This window comes from Pontibacillus yanchengensis (assembly GCF_009856295.1).
GTDB lineage: Bacteria > Bacillota > Bacilli > Bacillales > BH030062 > Pontibacillus > Pontibacillus yanchengensis_A.
In genome coordinates this window covers 418,656-439,501 of the sequence record NZ_WMEU01000001.1, presented here as the reverse complement: position 1 = coordinate 439,501, position 20,846 = coordinate 418,656, and the positions used below count along the sequence as shown (strand labels likewise).

Sequence of the window (20,846 nt, the reverse complement as noted above, 5' to 3'; positions counted from 1 at the left end):
TTATGACGAAATATGGATAAGGAGGAGGGAAAGCTGTATGAGAATAATTTCGGGTACATATAAAGGGAGAAGTTTACGACCTGTTCCACATAAATCAACACGACCTACGACAGATAAAGTTAAAGAAGCTCTATTTCACATGATAGGGCCTTATTTCCAAGGCGGAATAGGTTTGGATTTATTTGCAGGTAGCGGAGGTCTTGGCATTGAAGGTTTGAGTCGTGGTATGGAGCGTATGATTTTTGTAGATAAACATCCGAAAGCGATTTCAACTATATATGAAAATATAAAATCTCTAGATGCAGAAAATAAAGTAGAGATTTATCGAAATGATGCATTTCGTGCATTGAAGGCCGCTAGTAAAAGAGGCCTCCAATTTGATTATATTTTTTTAGACCCACCTTATGACAAGGTATCATTTGAAGATTTATTTGAAGCTATTCACGGGTATAATCTTTTAAACGAGAATGGTTTGATGATTTGTGAACATTCAGCCGATCAATCACTTCCTGAGAAAATAGGTGAGTTTTCACAAATTAGAACAGAAACATATTCAAGTATTATTACGATTAGTCTTTACCAATACTAACGAGTAGATGTATTACTTGTTGGTTGAGGTAGTACTTAAAGAAAGGAGCCAGTTTCATGTCCACATTAGCAATATGTCCTGGAAGCTTTGACCCTGTAACATATGGTCATTTAGATATTATTGAGAGAGGTGCTAAAGTATTTGATCATGTCATTGTAGCTGTATTTAATAATCGTTCGAAAGATCCATTATTTAGTGTTGCAGAAAGAATGTCTCTTCTTGAGGAAGTTACTAAAGAAATGGACAATGTGACGATTGATTCAAGTAGTGGATTATTGATGGATTATGCAGCAGAAAAAGGTGCAAATGTTATCGTAAGAGGTTTACGTGCGGTCAGTGATTTTGAATATGAGATGCAAATCACTTCGATGAATAGAAAGTTAAATGAGGATATTGAAACTTTTTTTGTAATGACAAATAATCAATATTCATTCTTAAGTTCTAGTATTGTAAAGGAAGTTTCCAAATACGAAGGCGCTGTTACAGACTTGGTCCCACAAGTTGTGGAAGAAGCACTGAAAACAAAATATACACAACAAGCCCGATGATCTATTGATCAAACGGGCTTGTTTTCATCAGAATTCTTCTAAATAGAATGAGAACTCCTAATCCTAAGGATAAAAATGTAATGAGTGGTCCGTAATGTGTTAACCATAAGAAACAATCATACCAAAATGAAGGTGTATCTTTTGGTAAGAATACAGGTGCCTCATGATGTTCAAATGCTTGTCGGTCTACATAAAGAGGTTTGAAGAGTAAGAAGGCTAAGATTGCAGCGAACACTCCATGTAATAGTCTTGCAAAAAAATAGGGCGCAAAACGGATATCGGTTTCGGATAAAATGCTAGCCACTTGGGCTTGTACAGAAAAGCCATTAAAAGCAAGGATAAAACTGACGCAGATCACTTGCTGAAGTAATGTGGTACGTTCTGCTTGAGAAGTTAACTGTGATCCTAAAGTAATTTCAAATAAACCAGAGATGAACGGGATAGATAATTCACTTGGAAAGCTTAACATATTAAAAAATATACTGAGAAAGCTGGCTAAAATTGGTGTGATGCCTACTAGAAATAATAGCTTGTTAAATACAGAAAAGATGATAATAAATCCACCTATCATTAAAAGAGTTTGAATCGAGGTAAGAACTGCGTCTCCAAATAATTTACCAAAAGGTCGCCCATCGTTAATTCTCGTTTCGTGTAACGATTGAAGCGCTCGTCTGATTGAAAAAGTTGGGCGATATCGTTCCAATGTTTCTGTCGCACTCTTCCCATAAAAACGCATACAAATACCTACTAGTGCATTACCTACGTAATGACTAACAGCTAGAAGTACACCTAATGTTGGGTTATGAAAGAAGCCAACAGAGATAGCGCCAAATATAAATAACGGATTTGAAGCATTCGTAAAGGATACAAGCCGTTCTGCTTCAATTTGAGAGAGCTGTCTTTCTTGTCTTAATCGTGCAGTCAGTTTTGCGCCTGAAGGGTAACCGCTTGCCATTCCCATAGCCCAGACAAAACTACCGACTCCAGGTACTTTGAATATGGGGCGCATAATAGGCTCACATAGCAAACCAATAAATCTAACAACTCCAAATCCAATTAATAATTCAGCAGTTATAAAAAAAGGAAGTAAAGAAGGGAATACGATTTCCCACCACATGTTTAAACCCCTTATGGATGCCTCGAATGATTGATCAGGATAGCGAATCAAAGCAGAGGCTATGAAAAGTGCCATACAAGCAAGTACGATTGATTTAATTTGTGATTTCATGATACAGCCTCCTAGACATATCAGCGCAGTCATGAGCCTGTACTTCTAATTATGTACATAGTAGAATGTTCATAAAAACGTTCAAAAGTACAAGCGTTTCTCTATCACTATACGCTCATGAGAAATGGATTTATGCCATAAAATGATAAAAGAATTACTTGAAGGGGGAAGCGTAGGTGGTAAAGCCAACAATTGGTTTAGCATTAGGTTCCGGTGGGGCAAGAGGCTTTGCTCATTTAGGTGTTTTAAAAGCGCTAAAAAAGGCAAACATCCCAATAGATGTAGTAGCTGGTAGCAGTATGGGAGCTTTGGTTGGGTCACTTTATTGCGCAGGGCAAGACCTGACACACATGCATAAGTTAGCAAGTACGTTCAAACGTAAATATTACTTAGACTTTACTGTTCCAAAAATGGGGTTTATTCAAGGCAACAGAATTAAAGAGTATATTCGCATATTTACGTATCGAAAAAATATAGAAGATTTGTCAACTCCTTTGTCGATTATAGCTACAGATTTATACACGGGAGAGAAAGTTGTGTTTACAAAAGGAAATGTAGCAGACGCTGTGAGAGCAAGCATTTCTATTCCGGGCATATTTGTCCCTGAAAAAATTGGAGATAGATTATTTATTGATGGAGGGGTTGTTGATCGGGTGCCTGTTTCGGTAGTAAAACAAATGGGTGCAGATATCGTAATTGGGGTAGATTGTGCACATTTTAAAGCGCAGAATGAAGTATCTTCCATTTATGATGTGATTATTCAAAGTATTGACATTATGCAAGATGAATTTATTAGGCAGATTAAACTCGATGCAGATATTATGTTACGTCCAAATGTTGCACAATTTAGTTCAAGAGCTTTTACAGATACAGAGGAAATTATTAAACAAGGTGAATTAGAAGCAGAAGGTCATATAGACGACATTTTACAATGCATACACAATTGGAAGGAGCCCAAGGATGAATCAGAATAAACGATATATATTTTTCGGGGCTATAGTTGCAGTGCTCGTCTTTTTCTTATCTTTCTATAGATTACCCTATTACATTTATCAACCAGGATCTGCTGATGATTTAAATCCGGTTGTTCAAGTAGAGAATGGATTTAACTCTGCAGGTGAGATGCACTTAGTAACTGTGAGGGGGGGGCAAGCTACCATATTACAGTATGGAATGGCAAAGCTTCGACCGTATTATGAAATTTATGAAAAAGAAGAAATTATCCCTGAAGGTGTAAGCCAAAACGAATACAGACATGCTCAGCTGCAAATGATGGAATCATCGCAGGAAGCGGCTACTGTAGTTGCCTATGAAGCGGCTGATAAAAAGATGGACATTGAATATAAAGGAGTGTATGTCATGCACGTCATGGCAGACGTTCCAGCAAAAGACGTTCTGAAGGTAGGAGATCGGATCATTAAAGTAGATGATAAAGATATCCAAAAATCAGAGGATTTATTGGAATATGTTAAGAAAAAGGAGTTAGGTGATGAAATCAAAATCACTTTTGAACGAAATGATGAAACCATAACAGAGACTGTAGAAATGGTGAAACATCCTGAAGAAGATCGTGCTATTATTGGTATTACTCTAGTCACAGATCGGGATGTTGTGGTTGAGCCACCTGTGAAATTTAAGAGTGGAGAAATTGGTGGGCCAAGTGCTGGTCTAATGTTTTCGTTAGAAATATATGATCAATTAACAGAACGGGACATTACAAAAGGGTATCAACTCGCTGGAACAGGTGAGATGTCTTATGAAGGAGAGGTAGGAAGAATTGGTGGCATCGATAAAAAGGTTGTTGCTGCTGATAAAGAGGGTGTAGATGTTTTCTTTGCTCCAAATGAAGAGGGAGCTGAAGGATCAAACTACAAGATAGCCAAACAGACTGCTGAAGACATTGGTACAGATATGAAAATTGTACCTGTTGATACATTTGAAGATGCATTGAATTATTTGGAAAAATTAGAGGCAAAATAACAAAAGCGGAAGCGCAGGAGAGCGCTTCCGCTTTTGTTCATTCATTATAGTTTTGCTTTCAAGCAGTTACATCAAAGATATAATAATCAGAAGTGTACATGACTGTTTTTACAACTGTTTTGCTTTGATCCTTCGTAAATATCAGGTTGTTTCCTAACTTTTTTTCAAATGTCCAGCCTTTATCCCCCATATACCGTTTCACTTCGTTATAGGGCTGTTTTTCTTTGGGGTTGTTTGAAGCGATGTACCGGTTTTGTTTCTGATCTATAGGTACGTATAAATCTTCCCCAATTTGAAGCTGGACGATCCCCTTTAAAATAGGAATTGGATTACCTTCCTGAAATAACGTATCAGAAAACTTAAATGCAACAGCTCCAATGACAATCAAAAAACTTAGTAAAGGGACTAAGAACCATCGGAGTATCTTTTTCAACCTATGTCTCCCCCTATTTCGAAAATACTACTGTCACTTAGTAGACGATCTCAGTTTAACTAAAGTTTCAATTTTTCTAGCTCAACCCTCATCCTTACATTTATCGAATGGATTCATATACATTCCCCCTTAAGAAGGCATGCAATTCTTTATTATAGGTCTAGATGATAAGGTAATATAGGTGGCTTGAATTCTCGATTGCGAAAATTCCTTTTAAGATTAGGGTGTAATACAGAATAATAGCTATCTATTGACTTTTCTTCAATATCTAAATAAATATGATTCCCTCTTTGGGGTTGGTTAATAAGAGGTACGTCTATTTTGGATTTAATATGATGTAAATAGCTTTTTCCTGTCTCGGTCATCCCTAATATTCTAACATATGGTGGTTGATTTATTTTAGTGATATTTTCAACTTCTTGCTTTTTTGTGTTCGTTAGTAAATGGCTGATCATTCGCTGTAAGCGGGTCCATGTGTAACGCTTAGATTTCAGTAATTTCATCCATTCTTCAAATGTTGTAGCTGAATTTATTGTTTTTTTAATACGATACTCTAATCCCTCTTCTACACCGTGTATAGCTTTCAGGTCTTCAAACGACATAGTGTTTATTTTATATTGGATGAATGGGAAATAGAGTTCCCATTCATGCCAAGTGCCCGTTAGATCATGATATCGTTGTAGGATTTCAATGGATTCTGGCGGTAATGATTTTCTGGATTCTTCAGACAAGCCATTATGCTGAAGGATTGACTTACGTATGCTTGTTGCACTTGCGATTTTATGATTTATGGTTTCATCATGATACCCGCTTTGTTTTCGCTGAACGGTTAGTGGGAGAATATTTAATTTATGATCTAGAATGGTTTTGACATAGCTGAATCCTAATATATTATTAGGTTGAGACAAGTCAATAGCGCCAGTAGTTAGCCCAATATGTTCATAGGCTTTTCGACTAGCTTGTGGAAAAGCATTCCCTTCTTGTAAGTATTCTTTTAAAATGTGATTGTACTGCTCTGTTTGAGTAGAGAGTGTTTCATAGGCTTGTAAAAATGGCTTTATATCTCCTATTTCACTTCCGAAGCAAATCGAATCTATATTCATGGCATCTAAGGTAAGTACTGCACCTTTAGCAAATAAGTCACTATTCTCTACTGCATATACGTAGGGTAATTCAATAACTAGGTCCACACCTGCTCTTAGTGCAATTTCAGCACGGTGCCACTTATCGATTATGGCCGGCTCACCACGTTGTAAAAAGTCACCGCTCATAACAGCTATCATGCAATCGGCTTCTGAAGCCAGTCTTGCTTGTTCTAGATGATAGAGGTGGCCATAATGGAAAGGGTTATATTCAACAATCAGCCCACTTGCTTTCATATATAATCTCCTTTATAATTACTAATTCATTGATTACTAGTGTAGGTTTATCCTTACTACAACTTAGTTATACTGATGATTAGTACATGTTTATATAAAACATATCGAGAACAAGTAGGAAAATCAACTAGTGCAAAAGTATTTTTACAGATGAACTTGAAATTGTTCATCTGTATGTGGCATGTTTTTATATAAAGTACACTACTATTGCAAAGAGCAAAGATAAAAGACTGTAAAGAAAAAATGTTGACAAATTGTTATTTTCCTTTTAAAATAACTTTTGTTGCCTTGAGGTGATTAAATGAAATTTCCTTTACAAAAATTGAATGCTGCTACAGATGCAGAGCCCCTTCAATTTGAAAATGATGTTGATATTTCAGAGCTTGAGCAAATGAACAACGATATTCGTTCCATCCCACCTGTTCATGTAAAAGGAAGTGCAGTAACACGTGGTGAAGAGATTACATTTACCTTCACGGTTGCTGGATCGATGACATTACCATGTGCACGTACGTTAACAGATGTGGATTACCCATTTTCCTTTGAAGTAAGCGAAGTCTTTTCTCTTTCTCGTTATCATCAAGAAGGTGAAGAGGAGATCCATGAAATTGATGGAGAAATCCTTGACTTAACGCCATATATAAAGGAAAATGTAATATTGGAAGTTCCTTTGCAAGTATTTGCTGATGAAAAGGTGTTAGATAACGCACCTGAAGAAGGACAGGGCTGGCAACTGGTTACGGAGCAAAAGCAGGAAGAGAAAGTTGATCCGCGCCTTGCAAAGCTTCAGAACTTATTAAACGAAGAGAATGAGTAAGAGATCCATCACATAGAATCTGGATCGTGCAAGAAGGAGGTGTAAGACATGGCAGTACCAAAAAGAAGAACGTCTAAAAAGGTGAAAAACCAACGTCGTACTCACAAGAAACTACACTTACCAGGCATGGTAGAGTGCCAAAACTGCGGTGAATACACTAAGCCACACCATGTTTGCAAATCTTGTGGACAGTACAATGGTAAACAAGTGGTTGAACAATAAACCGTTTTTTAAAAAAACGCCCTAACATTTGTTAAGGGGCGTTTTTTTATGATTAAGGAAATTATAAAATCGTTGTCTTGTTCAGAACTTAATAAGTCACTATAAGGGCTAAAGGAAACCGTTTTAGAAACTTTTACATAATTATTCCCCTTTCACTTTATAAGTCATTCAATCTCCAACTAAACCTTTTCACGCATAGAGGAAGTAGAAGAAAGGTTTTCCATGATATAATAGAAATAACTTGTAGAATTGGAAAGGGGAAAAGTCATGTACAATACGATTCGTTTTGATATACATGAGGCAGGCTATGCTCAAATGACGCTATCAAGACCTGATCAGCGCAATGCAGTTTCATTAGAAATGGTAGAAGAATTGAAAGACGCTCTTGAACGAGCGAAGGAAGCAGATATTAAGTGCCTGGTTGTAACCGGAGAAGGTTCAGATGCATTCTGTTCAGGAGGAGATCTTTATGATTTTCACGCAGACTTAACATCTGAGGATGTATTTAGTACGCTCTATAAAATGAAAGAGTTCCTTTATGATTTAGCACGATTTCCGTTACCTACGTTAGCGATACTAAATGGTCATGCCTTAGGTGGAGGATGTGAACTAGCAACAGCATGTGATTTTCGTTACGGACCGGAGTGGGCGTCCTATGGTTTTATTCAAGGCCGACTAGGTATTATCCCTGGTTGGGGTGGGGGAGCTTTATTGTACAAAAGGTTACCATCATTAGTTGCTTATCGCATGCTAGTGGAGTCAAAGCCATTTTCAGCTGCCCAGTGCCTAGAAATGGGCTGGCTTCAGGATATTTATGACCAGTCTTTCATTAAAGAAGAAATGGAGCGCATCCTGCAACCGTTTCTATCTAAATCTACAGATCAGATCAAGGAATTCAAGCAACAATATATACGTTATGAATTCCCTATCTCTCTTTCTGTAGAAATGGATGAAGAAGTAAGACGTTGTTCAACACTATGGGGAAATGATCAGCATAAAAAAGCTGTAAATTCCTTTTTAACAGAAAAAAACAAGTGATCTAGTCTATCGCTCCTATTATACGCATACATTCATATTAAATGTGATAGGAGGGATAGAATGAATGCCACGAGGCAAGATGCTTGGACTCAAGATGAAGATGTTTTACTAGCTGAAACGGTTCTTCGCTATATAAGAGTGGGTGGAACTCAATTAGAGGCTTTTGAGGAAGTTGCTAAACGTTTGTCGAGAACATCAGCGGCATGTGGGTTTCGTTGGAATGCAACAGTACGAAAGCAGTATCAAAAAGGAATACAACTAGCAAAAGAAGAACGTAAGAAATCTGGCAAGGGTCAAATAGAAAAGGTAATATCTCAACCTTCAAACCAAAATAGGGAAGAGGATCAATTTTCTATAGATGATGCGATTTCATTTTTGGAAAACATGAAACAAACCTACACCATTAATCCCGCTAAAACACAAGAAGAGAAAATGGAAGAATTAACAAAAGAGAATGAAGCATTAAAGGAACAGATGAAACGTTATCGACAGGCTTGGGAAGAAATTGGTAATGTGTGGAAATGGGTTTATACAAACCAACAAAAAGGCTGATCCCCCAAGGTTCAGCCTTTTTGTTGTGTTATTTTTTTTGCATTTTATACATTTTTAGAACTTGATGCTTCATTTTCTTGTTCTTTTACGCCTTCAGGTGTCCAAATTAACGGATTTTCACCTAAGTCTCGTTCCATATTATATTTAGCTTTTTGGAAGCCCATTTTCTCCCAAAAACCATGGGAGTTGATTCGTGGATTGGTTTTAATTGGTAGATTATAACTTTTAGCAAAGTCTACGAGCATTTTCCCAAAACCTTTATCTCGATAGTCAGGTAGGACTTCGAGCTTCCAGAGTTCTAAGTATTCTTGAGGTGGATCGAAGTATTGATCGTATTTCGATTCCACTTTGTAGAGGCTCATTCTAGCTACTAAAGCGTTTCCAAAATAAATCCCCAAAAAAGGTGAAACGCTATCATTTTCAATAATATTACTTTGTAGGTCTTCAAGCATAGATAGTTCCTGATTACCATAATTCTTAAATTGTTTAAATTCTTCTAACGTTTTAAAATTGATGACTAATCTTTCAACCTTCATAGGCTCCATCATCATAACAAAATCCCCCTTAGCCTATACTCTTACTATAGTCATTATAATATAAAAATTTTCTGAATGAAATAAATAGTGTGTGAATTGTTACTATGCATATTTAAAAATAGTTAGTTAAAAACACTGTATTTCCTTTAATGTAAAAAGGGAAAAGCATTTTATGTGCTGTAAATCCATTTGATTAATGTAATGAAGGCACTATAATAAAAATTTTTGCTAAAATAGTCTGAAAGCAGGATTTTTTGTATAAAGGGTGAAATAAGTGAAGATAGGAATAATTGGCGGCGGTGCTATTGGTCTTTTTTTTAGTTTTGAATTAACTAAGATGGGGCATGAAGTAACGCTTCATGTGAGGCGTGCAGAGCAAATGATGAAATTGGATGAAGAAGGGTTGTTTGTGAAAGGTGGGAAAGAACCCATTTTTTTGCGTACAAGGCTTATAACGGAATTAGAACTTCCTGATGTTTTGATCATTTGTACAAAACAACATGGGGTTGAAGAAATCATTGCTCATATAAAAAATTTACCTCAAAAAACCACAGTTATGTTTGTTCAAAACGGGATGGGGCATGTGAATTGGTTTGAACATCTAAATATGCCTGTCGTTGCAGGTGTAGTCGAGTATGGAGTTCTAAAACACTCAGATACCTGTTTTGAATTAACGGGTGAGGGTACAGTTCGATTTGCACCGGTTACTGCCTCCAAAGCGAACCTAATAGAAATCATAAAAGAGATTAATCATAAAGAGTCATTTAGAGTGGAGTTAGAGGAGAACTGGTACAGGATGTTAGCTGGAAAGCTTATCATTAATTCTGCTATTAACCCAGTAACAGCATTGTTTAACGTTCGAAATGGGGAAATAGTACATAATGAATACCTACTAAGTATTTCCCGATCTCTTTGTTTAGAAGCTTGTGAAGTTCTTGAACTACCTTTTCAAGCTATGTGGGAGCAAGTACAAAGCATTGCTATGAAAACGAGTAACAACATTTCATCAATGGCTAAAGACATTCAATTGAAACGTACTACGGAAATTGAGGCTATATCAGGATATGTACTTCAAAAAGCAACGCATCCAGTGCCTTACACAAATTTTATATATTATTGTATATTAGCGAAAGAAAAAGAAATAGAAAGGAGAAATGAACGATGACGCAAGTGGTTGCATATATTTTAGCTGCTATCATTACGTTACCAATCCCAATGACCTTTGTTATCTATTTTTTCGCTAGAAAGATTTTAAAAAATAAAAAGCGATCTTTGCATGTAACAGTAAATATTATGACCTTTTTTTATATCCTTGCAGTGAATGCGACCATCTTTGTCATTTTTGAACAGTCCTGGTTTTCGTACATCTTTATTCTGCTTATTGTATTATTGAGCATGTTTGTCGTCTTACAATGGAAGTATAAAGAGGAGGTGGTTTTCAAAAGTGCTTGGAAAGGTTTTTGGAGGTTTAGTTTTTTATTGTTTAGTTTTGCTTATATTGGGTTGACGATATACGGATTAACCGATCGTCTCCTATCTTTGTAAGTCTTTATGGATGAAATCCTGAGAGCTTTTCGATACAATACGTAGATGGATACATAGACAGATTATTTAGTATAAAGGAGAAGGTCATCCATGTGGATCCAACCTATAAATGTAACATCATCTAATACACTCATGACAAACTATCGTAATCAATCCTTGGAGGCTTTAAGGAATTTTCACTATAATCCATTTCGGCAAGATGAATATACTAAGCGCTTTGAGGAACTAAATCAACGTGAATTTCAAAGAGAGGAATTGTCTACCCATCTGCATCAGATAAATAAGGAATGGGGAGCATCAAACCAGACGCTCCAAAATATAGAGCGTTTAAAGGACAGTAATAGCGTCGTTGTCGTAGGAGGTCAACAAGCTGGCTTGCTTACAGGTCCTCTTTATACAATTCACAAAATAGTGTCCATTATCGTAATGGCTAGGGACCAAGAAGAATCTCTTGGTGTACCGGTAATCCCATTGTTTTGGATCGCTGGAGAAGATCATGATTATGATGAAATCAATCATATTTATATGCCTTATTCACCAAGAATGAAGAAGTTCCGCATTCTACAAAAACAACTGAACAAAAGTTCCATATCAGATATGGAAATGGATCAGCAAGCTATTCAGACGTGGCTTGATCGATTGTTCAGTCAATTGGGTGAATCTAGTTACACGAATGATTTGTATGCTATGCTTAATCAAAAATTGGAATCTTCCGAGACATTTATAGATTTCTTTGCGCAAATTATCTTTGCTTTATTCGATCAAGAAGGACTTGTGTTATTAGATTCCCACCACCCTTCCTTACGCCGTTTAGAATCTAACTATTTTAAGCAAATGATTCGGCAGCAACCAGCAATTAGTGAAGGAGTAACACAAGCTCTTCACTACACAGCACAGCAAGGCTATGCTGTTAATTTGGATGCAGATATACAAGATGGTCATTTGTTTTATACCTACAATCAAAATCGAGTATTACTTGTACGTGGAGAAGATGGTACGTGGGAAGGCAAGCAAGGGGAATGTAGGTTAACAACAGACGAATTAATGGAAGTGGCTGATCATTATCCTGAAAAGTTAAGTAATAATGTGGTGACCCGGCCCATTATGCAAGATTTAGTCCTACCTACATTAGCATTTATTGGTGGACCCGGAGAAATTGGTTATTGGTCAACTTTGAAGCCTGCCTTTGAAGCATTGGATATTCAAATGCCACCTGTAGTACCTAGACTCTCACTATCTCTATTAGATCGTACCAGTGAGAAATGGTTAAGTCGTCATTTAATTGATGTCTCTTCCGCAATTAATAACGGTGTTTCAGAAGAAAAAAATCAATGGATTTCCATGCAAAGTTATCCTCCTATTGAACAATTGTCAGATGAAGTGAAGCGTGCGATAGAACGTGCTCATCGACCTCTTAAGGAAAAAGCTCATGAAATTCGAGATGATCTTGGACAGGTTGCAGAGAAGAACTTATTCTACTTGTTTAGAGATGTTGAATTTTTGCAAGAACGAATGGAACATGCCTTAGAAGAAAAGCATGCTCGCGAATTGCAAGTATTTGATGAAATTGATTTAACATTACACCCTGAAGGTGGTCTGCAAGAACGAATATGGAATATACTTCCTTGGGTGAATCAATATGGACCTGAGTTACCACGTCGACTAACAGAATTATCTTATGATTTTCAGCAACCTCATCATGTTATTTATTTATAAAAGGGTAGTATAACTACACATGAAAGAATATTTGATGGATAAACAAAAGCGCTGGAACACTACTCGCTATTGGGCAGGAGTGACTTACGAGCAAGTCAAAGATATAGGCTTAAAATTTAAGCATTAAGGAAGGGGAGAGAGTCCCCAAATGCTATGATTATTCACTTTTTAATTGTTCAGTGGGCACTGCTGACACTATCGAGCATAAAAAGTTCCAAATTGAATACCATCAATACCAAATAACACTGTTTTGGCCCCACTTTGTACCATAGGAGAAAAGTGAAGCCGAATACAATCGATCCTCCCACATCCCGCCACTATATGTTCAAATATAGGGTTTTGGGAAGGGGAGTTTTACCCTCATGCACTCCATAATCAATCCAATGAGAAAAAAATCTTTAGATCCTGCCTAATAAGGCAGGATTTTTTTTGTAGTGGAAGAATATTAAAGTTTAGGTGGTGGAAAGTGGAGGAATGTGGTACCCTAGAGTCAGAAAGTGGGGATGGTCTATATGTTCATGGGGGAGTACCAACATAATATAGACACGAAGGGCCGCATCATTGTTCCGGCTAAATTTCGAGAAGGGCTCGGTGAGACGTTTGTTATCACTCGGGGCTTGGATCGTTGTTTATTTGCGTACCCACTATCTGAATGGAAGTTGCTCGAAGAGAAGTTGAAGAAGCTCCCCTTAACAAAGAAGGATGCCCGAGCCTTCACGCGATTCTTTTTCTCTGGAGCAGTTGAATGTGAAGTTGATAAACAGGGGAGAATTAATCTTCCAGCACCACTAAGAACTTACGCAGAATTAGATAAAGAATGTGTGGTCATCGGTGTTTCAAATCGAGTAGAATTCTGGGCTAAAGGCCATTGGGATACATACTTCGAGGAGTCCGAGGGTTCATTTGCCGAGATCGCCGAGAATATGATGGATTTTGATATTTAACCATTTAATAATCAATATAACTATAAGACATTGAATTCGCTCTAATGATTACAATACAAGAAACGAACGAATACTATGTACAAGACATCGAAGAATGATTCAAGTAAAGGGTGAAAACATTGTTTGAACACAAGACAGTACTAAAAGATGAAACCGTCACTCAACTAGATATAGATCCGAAAGGTGTTTATGTTGACTGTACTTTAGGTGGCGGTGGTCATTCAGAGGAAATAGCCAAGCATTTGACAGAAGGCGGACGATTAATTGCTTTTGATCAAGATCGTGTAGCACTGAACCATGCAAAAGAAAGGCTTCAAGCATATGAAGATCGGATTACGTTTGTTCATGCAAATTTTCGTGATCTTGCTACAGAACTAAGTCAATTAGGTTTTGATAAAATTGATGGGATAGTATTCGACCTAGGTGTTTCCTCTCCACAACTAGATGAAGATGAAAGAGGCTTTAGTTATCATCAAGATGCACGACTTGATATGAGAATGGATAGAGAGCAAACGTTGAGTGCATATAAGGTAGTAAATGAGTGGGATTTTAATGATCTTGTTCGTATTTTCTTTAAGTATGGAGAAGAGAAATTCTCTAAACAAATAGCTAGAGCAATAGAGAAACAAAGGGAAATAGCTCCTATCGAAACAACCTCACAATTAGTCGATATATTAAAAGATGCGATTCCAGCCCCTGCTAGAAGAAAGGGTGGACATCCTGCTAAACGTATTTTTCAAGCAATTCGAATTGCTGTAAATGATGAACTGGGTGCATTTGAGGATGCCCTCCATCAGGCAGCCCAAGTTATCTCCATGAATGGACGTATTGCTGTGATTACATTCCATTCGCTTGAAGACCGTATTTGTAAACAAGCTTTCAAAAAGTGGAGTAGTAACCCACCGATTCCAAAAGAAATACCTGTTATACCAGAAGAACAGAAACCTCCATTTGAATTAGTGAACCGAAAACCCATTGTTCCAAGTGAGGATGAACTTGAACAAAATCGTAGAGCACGTTCTGCGAAACTAAGGGTAGTAGAAAAAATTCGTCCTTGGAAAGAAACATTTCGAGATGATGAAAGGTGGAAAAAGAGATGAGTTCAAATGCGAGAAAGTTACATGTCGAACAACCTGAACGGAACACTCAAAAACAAACACAAGAACAAGTGAAGGTCCATGTACATAGAAAGAGATGGGTCTCCACAGGGGAAAAATTCTTATATTCACTTGTTAGTGCAGCTGCACTTGCCGCTAGTGTTTTTGTTGTATCGCACGCTTCTACAACAGACCAACTGAATAGAGATCTTCAACAGCTTGAAAATAAAATTGATAAACAACAGGTTGAGAACGAAAACCTAAAGTACGAAATTAAAGAGCTAAGTAATCCGGAACGTATTTTAGAGATTGCCAAACAAAATGGTTTGAAAGTGCGTCAATCTAAAGTGAAGCAAGCAAATACCGTGAATGGTAACTAGTACAAGGAGCATAAACGTATGAAGAAGAATCGTACGACGCATAGAATGGCAAAATTGTTTATGATGATATTTACAATCTTGTTTGTCGTTCTTTTTGGCCGATTTTTCTATATTCAAGCGACAGGTGAAATTGAAGGTGTTAACTTAGAAAAATGGGCTGAAAAGAAACGGACGAGCTCTTATACAATTGATGCAGATCGAGGAAAAATTGTTGATCGAAATGGAATGACGCTAGCATACGATCGTCCAACGTATAGCATCTATGCCATTGTTGATCAATCTTACTCAAAGGATTCTGAAGAACCTTTACATGTGGAAGATGCTGCGAATACAGCAGAAAAGTTAGCTCCGGTACTAGATATGCAAAAGCAAGAAATCATAAGTCAGATTAAGAATGGGAAGAGTAAAGACCGCTTTCAAGTTGAGTTTGGAGCAAAAGGGCGCTATCTTTCTCAAGACAAAAAAGAAAAAATTAAAAAGATGGACTTGCCAGGAATTCAATTCACTGAACAAGCTAAGCGCTATTACCCAAACGGAACCTTTGCTTCACATGTATTAGGTTTTGCTCAAAATAAGGAGAACTCTGAAACAATCGAAGGGATAATGGGTATTGAAAAGCAAATGGAAAACCAGCTGCAAGAAGAAGACGGTGGTATTTCTTATCAACGTGATAAATACAATATGAAGCTCTTAAACCCTGAAGAAGTTATAAAAAAACCTCAGGATGGTGCTACGGTTAAATTAACACTCGATCAAAAGATTCAAACGTTTCTAGAAGATGCCATGAATCAAGTTGATGAAAACTATTCCCCATCTCAAATGATGGCAGTTGTGATGGATCCGAAAACAGGTGAAGTGTTAGCACTAAGTAACCGACCTAGTTTTAATCCAAACAGTCGGAAAGGGATCGATAATTGGTATAACGACGTTATTGCCTATCCGTATGAGCCAGGCTCAACAATGAAGATTTTCACATTAGCTGCTGCGATGGATGCAGGAGTATATGATGGAGATGAAGTCTATCAATCTGGTTCCTATCAAGTGGATGATAAAAACCGAGCCATCTATGACCACAATCGGGATGGTTGGGGACCCATCACATATGATGAAGGAATACAACGTTCTTCTAATGTCGCAGCAGCTAAGCTTCTGTGGGAGAAACTCGGACCTGAAAGGTTTGCAGAATACTACAAGGATTTTGGCCTTACTGAAAAGACAGGCATAGATTTGCCAGGTGAAGAATCTGGGCGACTCCTTTACAATTACCCTATTGAAAAAATCACTACTGCTTTCGGTCAAGGATCAACGGTAACACCTATACAACAAATGATGGCTGCCACCTCTATCGCAAATGAAGGAAAGATGATGAAGCCTTACGTGATATCAGAAGTAACCGATCCTTCTTCTGGTAAGGTTCTGCAAAAAACAGAGCCTGAGATGAAAGGGGAACCTATTGATGCTGCTACAGCAAAATCAGTTAGGGGATTATTAGGAGAAGTGGTTACCGGGGAGCATGGAACTGGTAAAGCCTATCAATTAAATGGGTATTCTGTAGCTGGGAAGACAGGTACAGCACAAATTCCGGATGCTGATTCTGGTGGCTACATGATAGGTAGAGAAAACTATATCTTTTCATTTCTAGGCATGGCTCCGAAAGAAGACCCGGAATTGATGATGTATGTCAGTGTGAAACAACCGAATTTAGAACCGTCTGAATTAGGTACAGATCCAGTCTCTGATATTTTTAATACAGTAATGGAAAATAGTTTGCGTTATTTAAACATTCAGCCTGATAAAAACCAAGATACTACAAACGTAGAAGCAAATAAACTAAAAGATTATGTTGAAAAGTCTGCCTCAAAAGCGGCTTCTGAATTAAAAGAGCAAGGTGCTCACCCTATCGTTCTCGGAAATGGCGACAAGGTGCAAAAGATGCTGCCTAAGTCTGACTCAAGCATCTTAAAGAATGAAAGAGTATTCTTATTAACAAATGGTACCGTTGAAATGCCTGATATGACAGGGTGGTCGATGAGAGATGCATTAAAATTAGGGTCTATTCTGGAACTTAAAATGGAAAACATCGGTAATGGATACGTTTATAAACAGAGTGTTCAAGAAGGTTCCTCTATTAGTAAAGGTAGCTACCTTGTTGTGGAACTTAAACCACCAAACCAGGATAGCTCAGAGGCTGATTCGTCTGAAAATCAAAACGAGCGATCTATGCAACAATCAAACTCGGACTCAAGAGAAGAGGAGCAATAAAGAGACAGTGTTCTAATCATTTCTAACGTTACATAAAATGGATACAAGCATAGCATGGACAAAAAGGAGATGTACCATGAAACGAGTATCCAATGTTACGTTACGAAAACGATTGGTCACTGTTTTTCTTTTGGCCATTGTTGTTTTTGCTGTGATTGATATCCGATTAGGATATGTACAGTTTATTATTGGTGATCAATTAATGGAGAAGGCTAAAAATTCTTGGAGTCGTGATATTCCCTTTGAACCCGAAAGAGGAGATATTTTGGATCGCAATGGAGTTGTACTAGCTGAGAATGTTTCTGCTCCAACAGTAATGGTTGTACCACGTCAAATAAGCAATCCAGAAGAAACAGCCCAAAAGTTATCTGAAGTGCTAGATATGGATTATGAAAAAGCATTGAACCATGTCACAAAACAAATTTCAATTGAACGTATTCATCCTGAGGGCAGAAAGATAACGGAAGAAGTTGCAGATGAAGTACGTCAGTTAAATCTTGAAGGCGTTTATATAGCAGAGGACTCTAAACGTCACTATCCTAAAGGGGAATACTTATCACATGTTTTAGGCTTCAGTGGAATTGATAACCAAGGATTAATGGGACTTGAGTTATACTATGATGAGCAATTAAGCGGAGAAAAGGGTCACTTATCGTTTTTTTCTGATGCAAAAGGACGTCGCATGCCAAAAATTGCCGATGTTTACGAATCACCTGAAGATGGGTACAATCTAAAGTTGACAATTGATGATCGAGTTCAAACGATCATAGAGCGAGAATTGGATAACGCTGAAGCAAAATATAATCCAGATGGCGCAGTTGCAATTGCATTAGATCCTGATAGTGGCGAAATCTTAGCCATGTCTAGTCGACCAAGCTTTGATCCAGAGAACTATCAAAATGTGAAACAAGAAGTTTATAATCGGAACTTACCTGTATGGAGTACATATGAGCCAGGATCTACATTTAAAATAATTACCCTGGCTAGTGCTCTAGAAGAAGGTTTAGTAGATCTAGAGGATGACCATTTTCATGATAGTGGAGCTATTAAAGTAGATGGAGCCACGCTTCACTGTTGGAAACGTGGTGGACATGGAAGTCAATCCTATTTAGAAGTTGTTCAAAACTCCTGTAACCCTGGTTTCGTTACGTTAGGTGAGAAATTAGGCAAAGAAAAATTGTTTTCATATATAAAGGATTTTGGATTTGGCAAAAAAACTGGCATTGACCTTCAAGGAGAAGGAACGGGGATTCTCTTCAAAGAGAATCGTGTTGGTCCGGTTGAACTGGCAACAACGGCTTTTGGTCAAGGGGTATCTGTAACGCCTATTCAGCAAGTTGCGGCTGTCGCAGCAGCTGTTAATGGAGGGAAACTTTATCAACCATATATCGCGAAGGAATGGGTCAATCCAGCAACTGGTGACATTGTAGAGCAATCAGAACCTACTTTGAAGAAACAAGTCATTTCTGAAGAAACCAGTGCAGAGATACGTGAAGCTCTTGAAAGTGTTGTTGCTCAAGGAACAGGGCGTGGAGCTTATGTTGAAGGGTATCGTGTTGGAGGTAAGACAGGAACTGCTCAAAAAGTAGGGGAAGATGGTAGATATATGAGCAATAACCACATTGTATCATTCATTGGTTTTGCTCCAGCTAATGACCCTGAAATTGTTGTTTATTTAGCCATTGATAACCCTAAAAATACAGTTCAATTCGGCGGAGTGGTTGCAGCGCCGATTGTTGGTAATATCATGGAGGATAGCCTGCGTGCGGTAGGTGTAGAAAAGCAAAAAGATGGAATAGAAAAAGAAGTACAATGGCCAGACCAACCGCTAGTGGAGGTTCCGGATTTAATTGGTTTAGAAAAGAAGGAATTGACCCAATATATGGTGAATCTATCCATTGAGACAAGTGGAACAGGTAACTATATTGTAGACCAAGCACCAGAAGCTGGTGTGAAAGTGGAGCAAGGAGCTAAGGTTAGGTTATTTTTAACGGAGGAAGAACCTAAAGAAGAAACAAAAAAATCCCATTCTCATTAAAGCAATAATCGCAGATTTGCTTTGTCTTTGCTATAATTATAGCGGCACATATACCAAAAGTAAGGAGTCGTCACAATGAAGCTAACAAACTTAATCAAGACTCTTCGTGTTTATCAAACAACGAAATCAATTGAACATATAGATGTGACAGGCTTAGAAATGGATTCACGTGCTGTCCAATCTGGAAATGTATTCATTTGTATTAATGGATACACAGTGGATGGTCATGATTTTGCTAAACAAGCTGAAGAAAAAGGGGCTAATGCCATTGTGGCAGAACGCCCTCTTCCTGTTTCTATACCTGTAATCATCGTAAATGATAGTCAGCGTGCTATGTCTAAGTTGGCTAATTATTATTACAATCACCCAACCCAACAATTTCGCTTAATAGGGGTTACAGGGACAAATGGAAAGACAACAATTTCTTATTTAATAGAATCCATTTTTCAAACAAGTCAACAACAAACTGGCTTAGTTGGAACGATTCAAATGAAAATCGGAGAAGAGGAATATGAGGTGAAAAACACTACACCTGATGCGTTGTTTTTACAAAAAAATTTCGCTAAAATGGTTGATCAAAAAGTGGACACAGCTGTTATGGAAGTCTCTTCTCATGCACTGGATCTTGGACGGGTTCATGGCTGTGATTTTGATGTAGCTGTGTTTACAAATCTCTCACAAGATCACTTAGATTTTCATAAGGATATGGATGACTACTTACGAGCTAAATCACTTTTATTCTCTCAATTGGGCAATGCTTATGAATCTAATCCTAAATATGCGGTCCTAAATCAAGATGACCCTCATTATGCTTCTTTAATGAAGAGTACTGCACAAGAAGTTATTACATATGGAATTGATAGTGAGGCAGATATCACTGCTAAGCAATTACATTTATCAGCACAAGGAACAGAGTTCATTTTAAAAACACCAGACGATGAAATAGAAATGAAGAGCTCATTGATAGGGCGATTTAGCGTTTATAACATGCTTGCTGCAGCAAGTGCGGCTTGGGTTTCTGGTGTTTCCTTGCAAACGATAAAACAAGCTTTTGAAAATACAAAAGGAGTAAGTGGTCGTTTTGAGCCTGTCTTGAGTGGTCAAGACTTCGGTGTAATAGTCGATTATGCTCATACACCTGATTCTTTGGAGAATGTACTTCAAACTGTCAAGAGCTTTGCATCAAGACGCATTTTCGTTGTTGTAGGGTGCGGTGGAGATCGAGATAAGAAGAAAAGACCTTTAATGGCTCAAGTTGCTGTGAAATATGCTGATCAGGCTATTTTCACATCTGATAACCCTAGAAGTGAGGACCCTGCAAGTATTATCGCAGATATGGAAACCGGAGTAGAAACGGGCTCTTATGTCGTTATAAAGGATCGAAAAGAAGCGATTCAACGTGCTATAGAGCAGGCACAAACGTCTGATGTTGTGGTGATAGCAGGAAAAGGGCATGAGACGTATCAAGAAGTAAATGGTCATACGATTCATTTCGATGATCGTGAAGTAGCGAGAGAAAGTATATTGGGACACAACCAATAA

At 37.7% G+C, this 20,846-nt stretch carries 21 protein-coding genes; 17 read left to right on the top strand and 4 right to left on the bottom strand.

The genetic code is table 11. The features are described from left to right. Positions 1-37 precede the first annotated feature (37 nt). Both rsmD and coaD read left to right on the top strand, forming a co-directional pair. Positions 38-589 carry a 16S rRNA (guanine(966)-N(2))-methyltransferase RsmD gene (gene rsmD, locus GLW08_RS02100; protein ID WP_160846927.1) on the top strand — a complete coding sequence of 184 codons (552 nt, stop codon included), beginning with the start codon at positions 38-40 and terminating at the stop codon, positions 587-589. Between the two features lie 56 nt (positions 590-645). Beyond that, positions 646-1,137, top strand: coding sequence for a pantetheine-phosphate adenylyltransferase (gene coaD / locus GLW08_RS02095; RefSeq protein WP_160846926.1), 492 nt, complete (start codon positions 646-648; stop codon positions 1,135-1,137). Between the two features lies 1 nt (position 1,138). Here the strand turns inward: coaD and ylbJ are convergent, their stop codons facing one another. Further along, the gene (ylbJ, locus tag GLW08_RS02090; protein WP_202406240.1) at positions 1,139-2,365 is read right to left on the bottom strand and encodes a sporulation integral membrane protein YlbJ; all 1,227 of its coding nucleotides are present in this window, start codon (positions 2,363-2,365) and stop codon (positions 1,139-1,141) included. A 176-nt stretch (positions 2,366-2,541) separates the two neighbouring features. On the opposite strand from ylbJ, the gene GLW08_RS02085 reads away from it, so the two are divergent. Further along, the gene (locus GLW08_RS02085; RefSeq protein ID WP_160846925.1) at positions 2,542-3,339 is read left to right on the top strand and encodes a patatin-like phospholipase family protein; all 798 of its coding nucleotides are present in this window, start codon (positions 2,542-2,544) and stop codon (positions 3,337-3,339) included. Further along, on the top strand, positions 3,326-4,345 hold the full coding sequence (locus GLW08_RS02080) for a SepM family pheromone-processing serine protease (RefSeq protein ID WP_160846924.1): 1,020 nt from the start codon (positions 3,326-3,328) through the stop codon (positions 4,343-4,345). The genes GLW08_RS02085 and GLW08_RS02080 overlap by 14 nt, the downstream gene beginning before the upstream one ends. Before the next feature lie 58 nt (positions 4,346-4,403). On the opposite strand, the gene GLW08_RS02075 is transcribed toward GLW08_RS02080, so the two are convergent. Together GLW08_RS02075 and GLW08_RS02070 are read right to left on the bottom strand one after the other, a co-directional pair. Beyond that, complete coding sequence (locus tag GLW08_RS02075; protein WP_160846923.1) at positions 4,404-4,778, bottom strand: hypothetical protein; 375 nt, start codon at positions 4,776-4,778, stop codon at positions 4,404-4,406. Positions 4,779-4,930: 152 nt separating this feature from the next. Beyond that, positions 4,931-6,157, bottom strand: a complete 1,227-nt coding sequence (locus tag GLW08_RS02070) for a nucleotidyltransferase (RefSeq protein ID WP_160846922.1) — start codon at positions 6,155-6,157, stop codon at positions 4,931-4,933. 301 nt (positions 6,158-6,458) lie between these two features. On the opposite strand from GLW08_RS02070, the gene GLW08_RS02065 reads away from it, so the two are divergent. The 4 genes from GLW08_RS02065 (at position 6,459) to GLW08_RS02050 (ending at position 8,786) form a co-directional block, all read left to right on the top strand. After that, positions 6,459-6,974 carry a YceD family protein gene (locus GLW08_RS02065; protein ID WP_160846921.1) on the top strand — a complete coding sequence of 172 codons (516 nt, stop codon included), beginning with the start codon at positions 6,459-6,461 and terminating at the stop codon, positions 6,972-6,974. 48 nt (positions 6,975-7,022) lie between these two features. Continuing rightward, positions 7,023-7,196 (top strand): 50S ribosomal protein L32, encoded by a 174-nt coding sequence (gene rpmF, locus GLW08_RS02060; protein ID WP_160846920.1) that lies wholly within the window; start codon positions 7,023-7,025, stop codon positions 7,194-7,196. Between the two features lie 267 nt (positions 7,197-7,463). Beyond that, positions 7,464-8,234 carry an enoyl-CoA hydratase/isomerase family protein gene (locus tag GLW08_RS02055; RefSeq protein ID WP_160846919.1) on the top strand — a complete coding sequence of 257 codons (771 nt, stop codon included), beginning with the start codon at positions 7,464-7,466 and terminating at the stop codon, positions 8,232-8,234. Between the two features lie 60 nt (positions 8,235-8,294). After that, the gene (locus GLW08_RS02050; protein WP_160846918.1) at positions 8,295-8,786 is read left to right on the top strand and encodes an RsfA family transcriptional regulator; all 492 of its coding nucleotides are present in this window, start codon (positions 8,295-8,297) and stop codon (positions 8,784-8,786) included. A gap of 44 nt (positions 8,787-8,830) precedes the next feature. Here GLW08_RS02050 and GLW08_RS02045 read toward each other — a convergent pair whose 3' ends face one another. Then, on the bottom strand, positions 8,831-9,331 hold the full coding sequence (locus GLW08_RS02045) for an N-acetyltransferase (RefSeq protein WP_160847857.1): 501 nt from the start codon (positions 9,329-9,331) through the stop codon (positions 8,831-8,833). Between the two features lie 265 nt (positions 9,332-9,596). Between GLW08_RS02045 and GLW08_RS02040 the strand changes: the two genes are divergently transcribed. The 9 genes from GLW08_RS02040 to GLW08_RS02000 all read left to right on the top strand — a co-directional run bounded on the left by GLW08_RS02040 (position 9,597) and on the right by GLW08_RS02000 (position 20,846). Next, on the top strand, positions 9,597-10,487 hold the full coding sequence (locus tag GLW08_RS02040) for a 2-dehydropantoate 2-reductase (protein WP_160846917.1): 891 nt from the start codon (positions 9,597-9,599) through the stop codon (positions 10,485-10,487). Beyond that, positions 10,484-10,867: a DUF3397 domain-containing protein gene (locus tag GLW08_RS02035; protein WP_160846916.1), complete on the top strand. Its 384-nt coding sequence runs from the start codon at positions 10,484-10,486 to the stop codon at positions 10,865-10,867. Before GLW08_RS02040 ends, GLW08_RS02035 begins: the two co-directional genes overlap by 4 nt. Before the next feature lie 90 nt (positions 10,868-10,957). Next, entirely contained in the window at positions 10,958-12,583 is a 1,626-nt protein-coding gene (bshC, locus tag GLW08_RS02030) for a bacillithiol biosynthesis cysteine-adding enzyme BshC (RefSeq protein ID WP_160846915.1), read from the top strand. Between the two features lie 512 nt (positions 12,584-13,095). Further along, positions 13,096-13,527: a division/cell wall cluster transcriptional repressor MraZ gene (gene mraZ / locus GLW08_RS02025; RefSeq protein ID WP_160846914.1), complete on the top strand. Its 432-nt coding sequence runs from the start codon at positions 13,096-13,098 to the stop codon at positions 13,525-13,527. 119 nt (positions 13,528-13,646) lie between these two features. Further along, positions 13,647-14,627, top strand: a complete 981-nt coding sequence (gene rsmH / locus GLW08_RS02020) for a 16S rRNA (cytosine(1402)-N(4))-methyltransferase RsmH (protein WP_160846913.1) — start codon at positions 13,647-13,649, stop codon at positions 14,625-14,627. Beyond that, the gene (gene ftsL, locus GLW08_RS02015) at positions 14,624-15,004 is read left to right on the top strand and encodes a cell division protein FtsL (protein ID WP_160846912.1); all 381 of its coding nucleotides are present in this window, start codon (positions 14,624-14,626) and stop codon (positions 15,002-15,004) included. Before rsmH ends, ftsL begins: the two co-directional genes overlap by 4 nt. Positions 15,005-15,022: 18 nt before the next feature. Then, entirely contained in the window at positions 15,023-17,266 is a 2,244-nt protein-coding gene (locus GLW08_RS02010) for a penicillin-binding protein (RefSeq protein WP_160846911.1), read from the top strand. Between the two features lie 76 nt (positions 17,267-17,342). Continuing rightward, positions 17,343-19,304, top strand: coding sequence for a stage V sporulation protein D (locus tag GLW08_RS02005; protein WP_160846910.1), 1,962 nt, complete (start codon positions 17,343-17,345; stop codon positions 19,302-19,304). 75 nt (positions 19,305-19,379) lie between these two features. Beyond that, the gene (locus GLW08_RS02000) at positions 19,380-20,846 is read left to right on the top strand and encodes a UDP-N-acetylmuramoyl-L-alanyl-D-glutamate--2,6-diaminopimelate ligase (protein WP_160846909.1); all 1,467 of its coding nucleotides are present in this window, start codon (positions 19,380-19,382) and stop codon (positions 20,844-20,846) included.

What these genes read in the sequence shown, in the direction of transcription:
- GLW08_RS02000 (WP_160846909.1), top strand. Translation starts at nt 19,380, where the DNA reads ATGAAGCTAACAAACTTAATCAAGACTCTTCGTGTTTATCAAACAACG.
- ylbJ (WP_202406240.1), bottom strand. Translation starts at nt 2,365, where the DNA reads ATGAAATCACAAATTAAATCAATCGTACTTGCTTGTATGGCACTTTTC.
- GLW08_RS02070 (WP_160846922.1), bottom strand. Translation starts at nt 6,157, where the DNA reads ATGAAAGCAAGTGGGCTGATTGTTGAATATAACCCTTTCCATTATGGC.
- rsmD (WP_160846927.1), top strand. Translation starts at nt 38, where the DNA reads ATGAGAATAATTTCGGGTACATATAAAGGGAGAAGTTTACGACCTGTT.
- GLW08_RS02055 (WP_160846919.1), top strand. Translation starts at nt 7,464, where the DNA reads ATGTACAATACGATTCGTTTTGATATACATGAGGCAGGCTATGCTCAA.
- GLW08_RS02050 (WP_160846918.1), top strand. Translation starts at nt 8,295, where the DNA reads ATGAATGCCACGAGGCAAGATGCTTGGACTCAAGATGAAGATGTTTTA.
- GLW08_RS02035 (WP_160846916.1), top strand. Translation starts at nt 10,484, where the DNA reads ATGACGCAAGTGGTTGCATATATTTTAGCTGCTATCATTACGTTACCA.
- ftsL (WP_160846912.1), top strand. Translation starts at nt 14,624, where the DNA reads ATGAGTTCAAATGCGAGAAAGTTACATGTCGAACAACCTGAACGGAAC.
- GLW08_RS02005 (WP_160846910.1), top strand. Translation starts at nt 17,343, where the DNA reads ATGAAACGAGTATCCAATGTTACGTTACGAAAACGATTGGTCACTGTT.
- mraZ (WP_160846914.1), top strand. Translation starts at nt 13,096, where the DNA reads ATGTTCATGGGGGAGTACCAACATAATATAGACACGAAGGGCCGCATC.
- rpmF (WP_160846920.1), top strand. Translation starts at nt 7,023, where the DNA reads ATGGCAGTACCAAAAAGAAGAACGTCTAAAAAGGTGAAAAACCAACGT.
- bshC (WP_160846915.1), top strand. Translation starts at nt 10,958, where the DNA reads ATGTGGATCCAACCTATAAATGTAACATCATCTAATACACTCATGACA.
- GLW08_RS02080 (WP_160846924.1), top strand. Translation starts at nt 3,326, where the DNA reads ATGAATCAGAATAAACGATATATATTTTTCGGGGCTATAGTTGCAGTG.
- GLW08_RS02065 (WP_160846921.1), top strand. Translation starts at nt 6,459, where the DNA reads ATGAAATTTCCTTTACAAAAATTGAATGCTGCTACAGATGCAGAGCCC.
- GLW08_RS02045 (WP_160847857.1), bottom strand. Translation starts at nt 9,331, where the DNA reads ATGGAGCCTATGAAGGTTGAAAGATTAGTCATCAATTTTAAAACGTTA.
- coaD (WP_160846926.1), top strand. Translation starts at nt 646, where the DNA reads ATGTCCACATTAGCAATATGTCCTGGAAGCTTTGACCCTGTAACATAT.
- GLW08_RS02010 (WP_160846911.1), top strand. Translation starts at nt 15,023, where the DNA reads ATGAAGAAGAATCGTACGACGCATAGAATGGCAAAATTGTTTATGATG.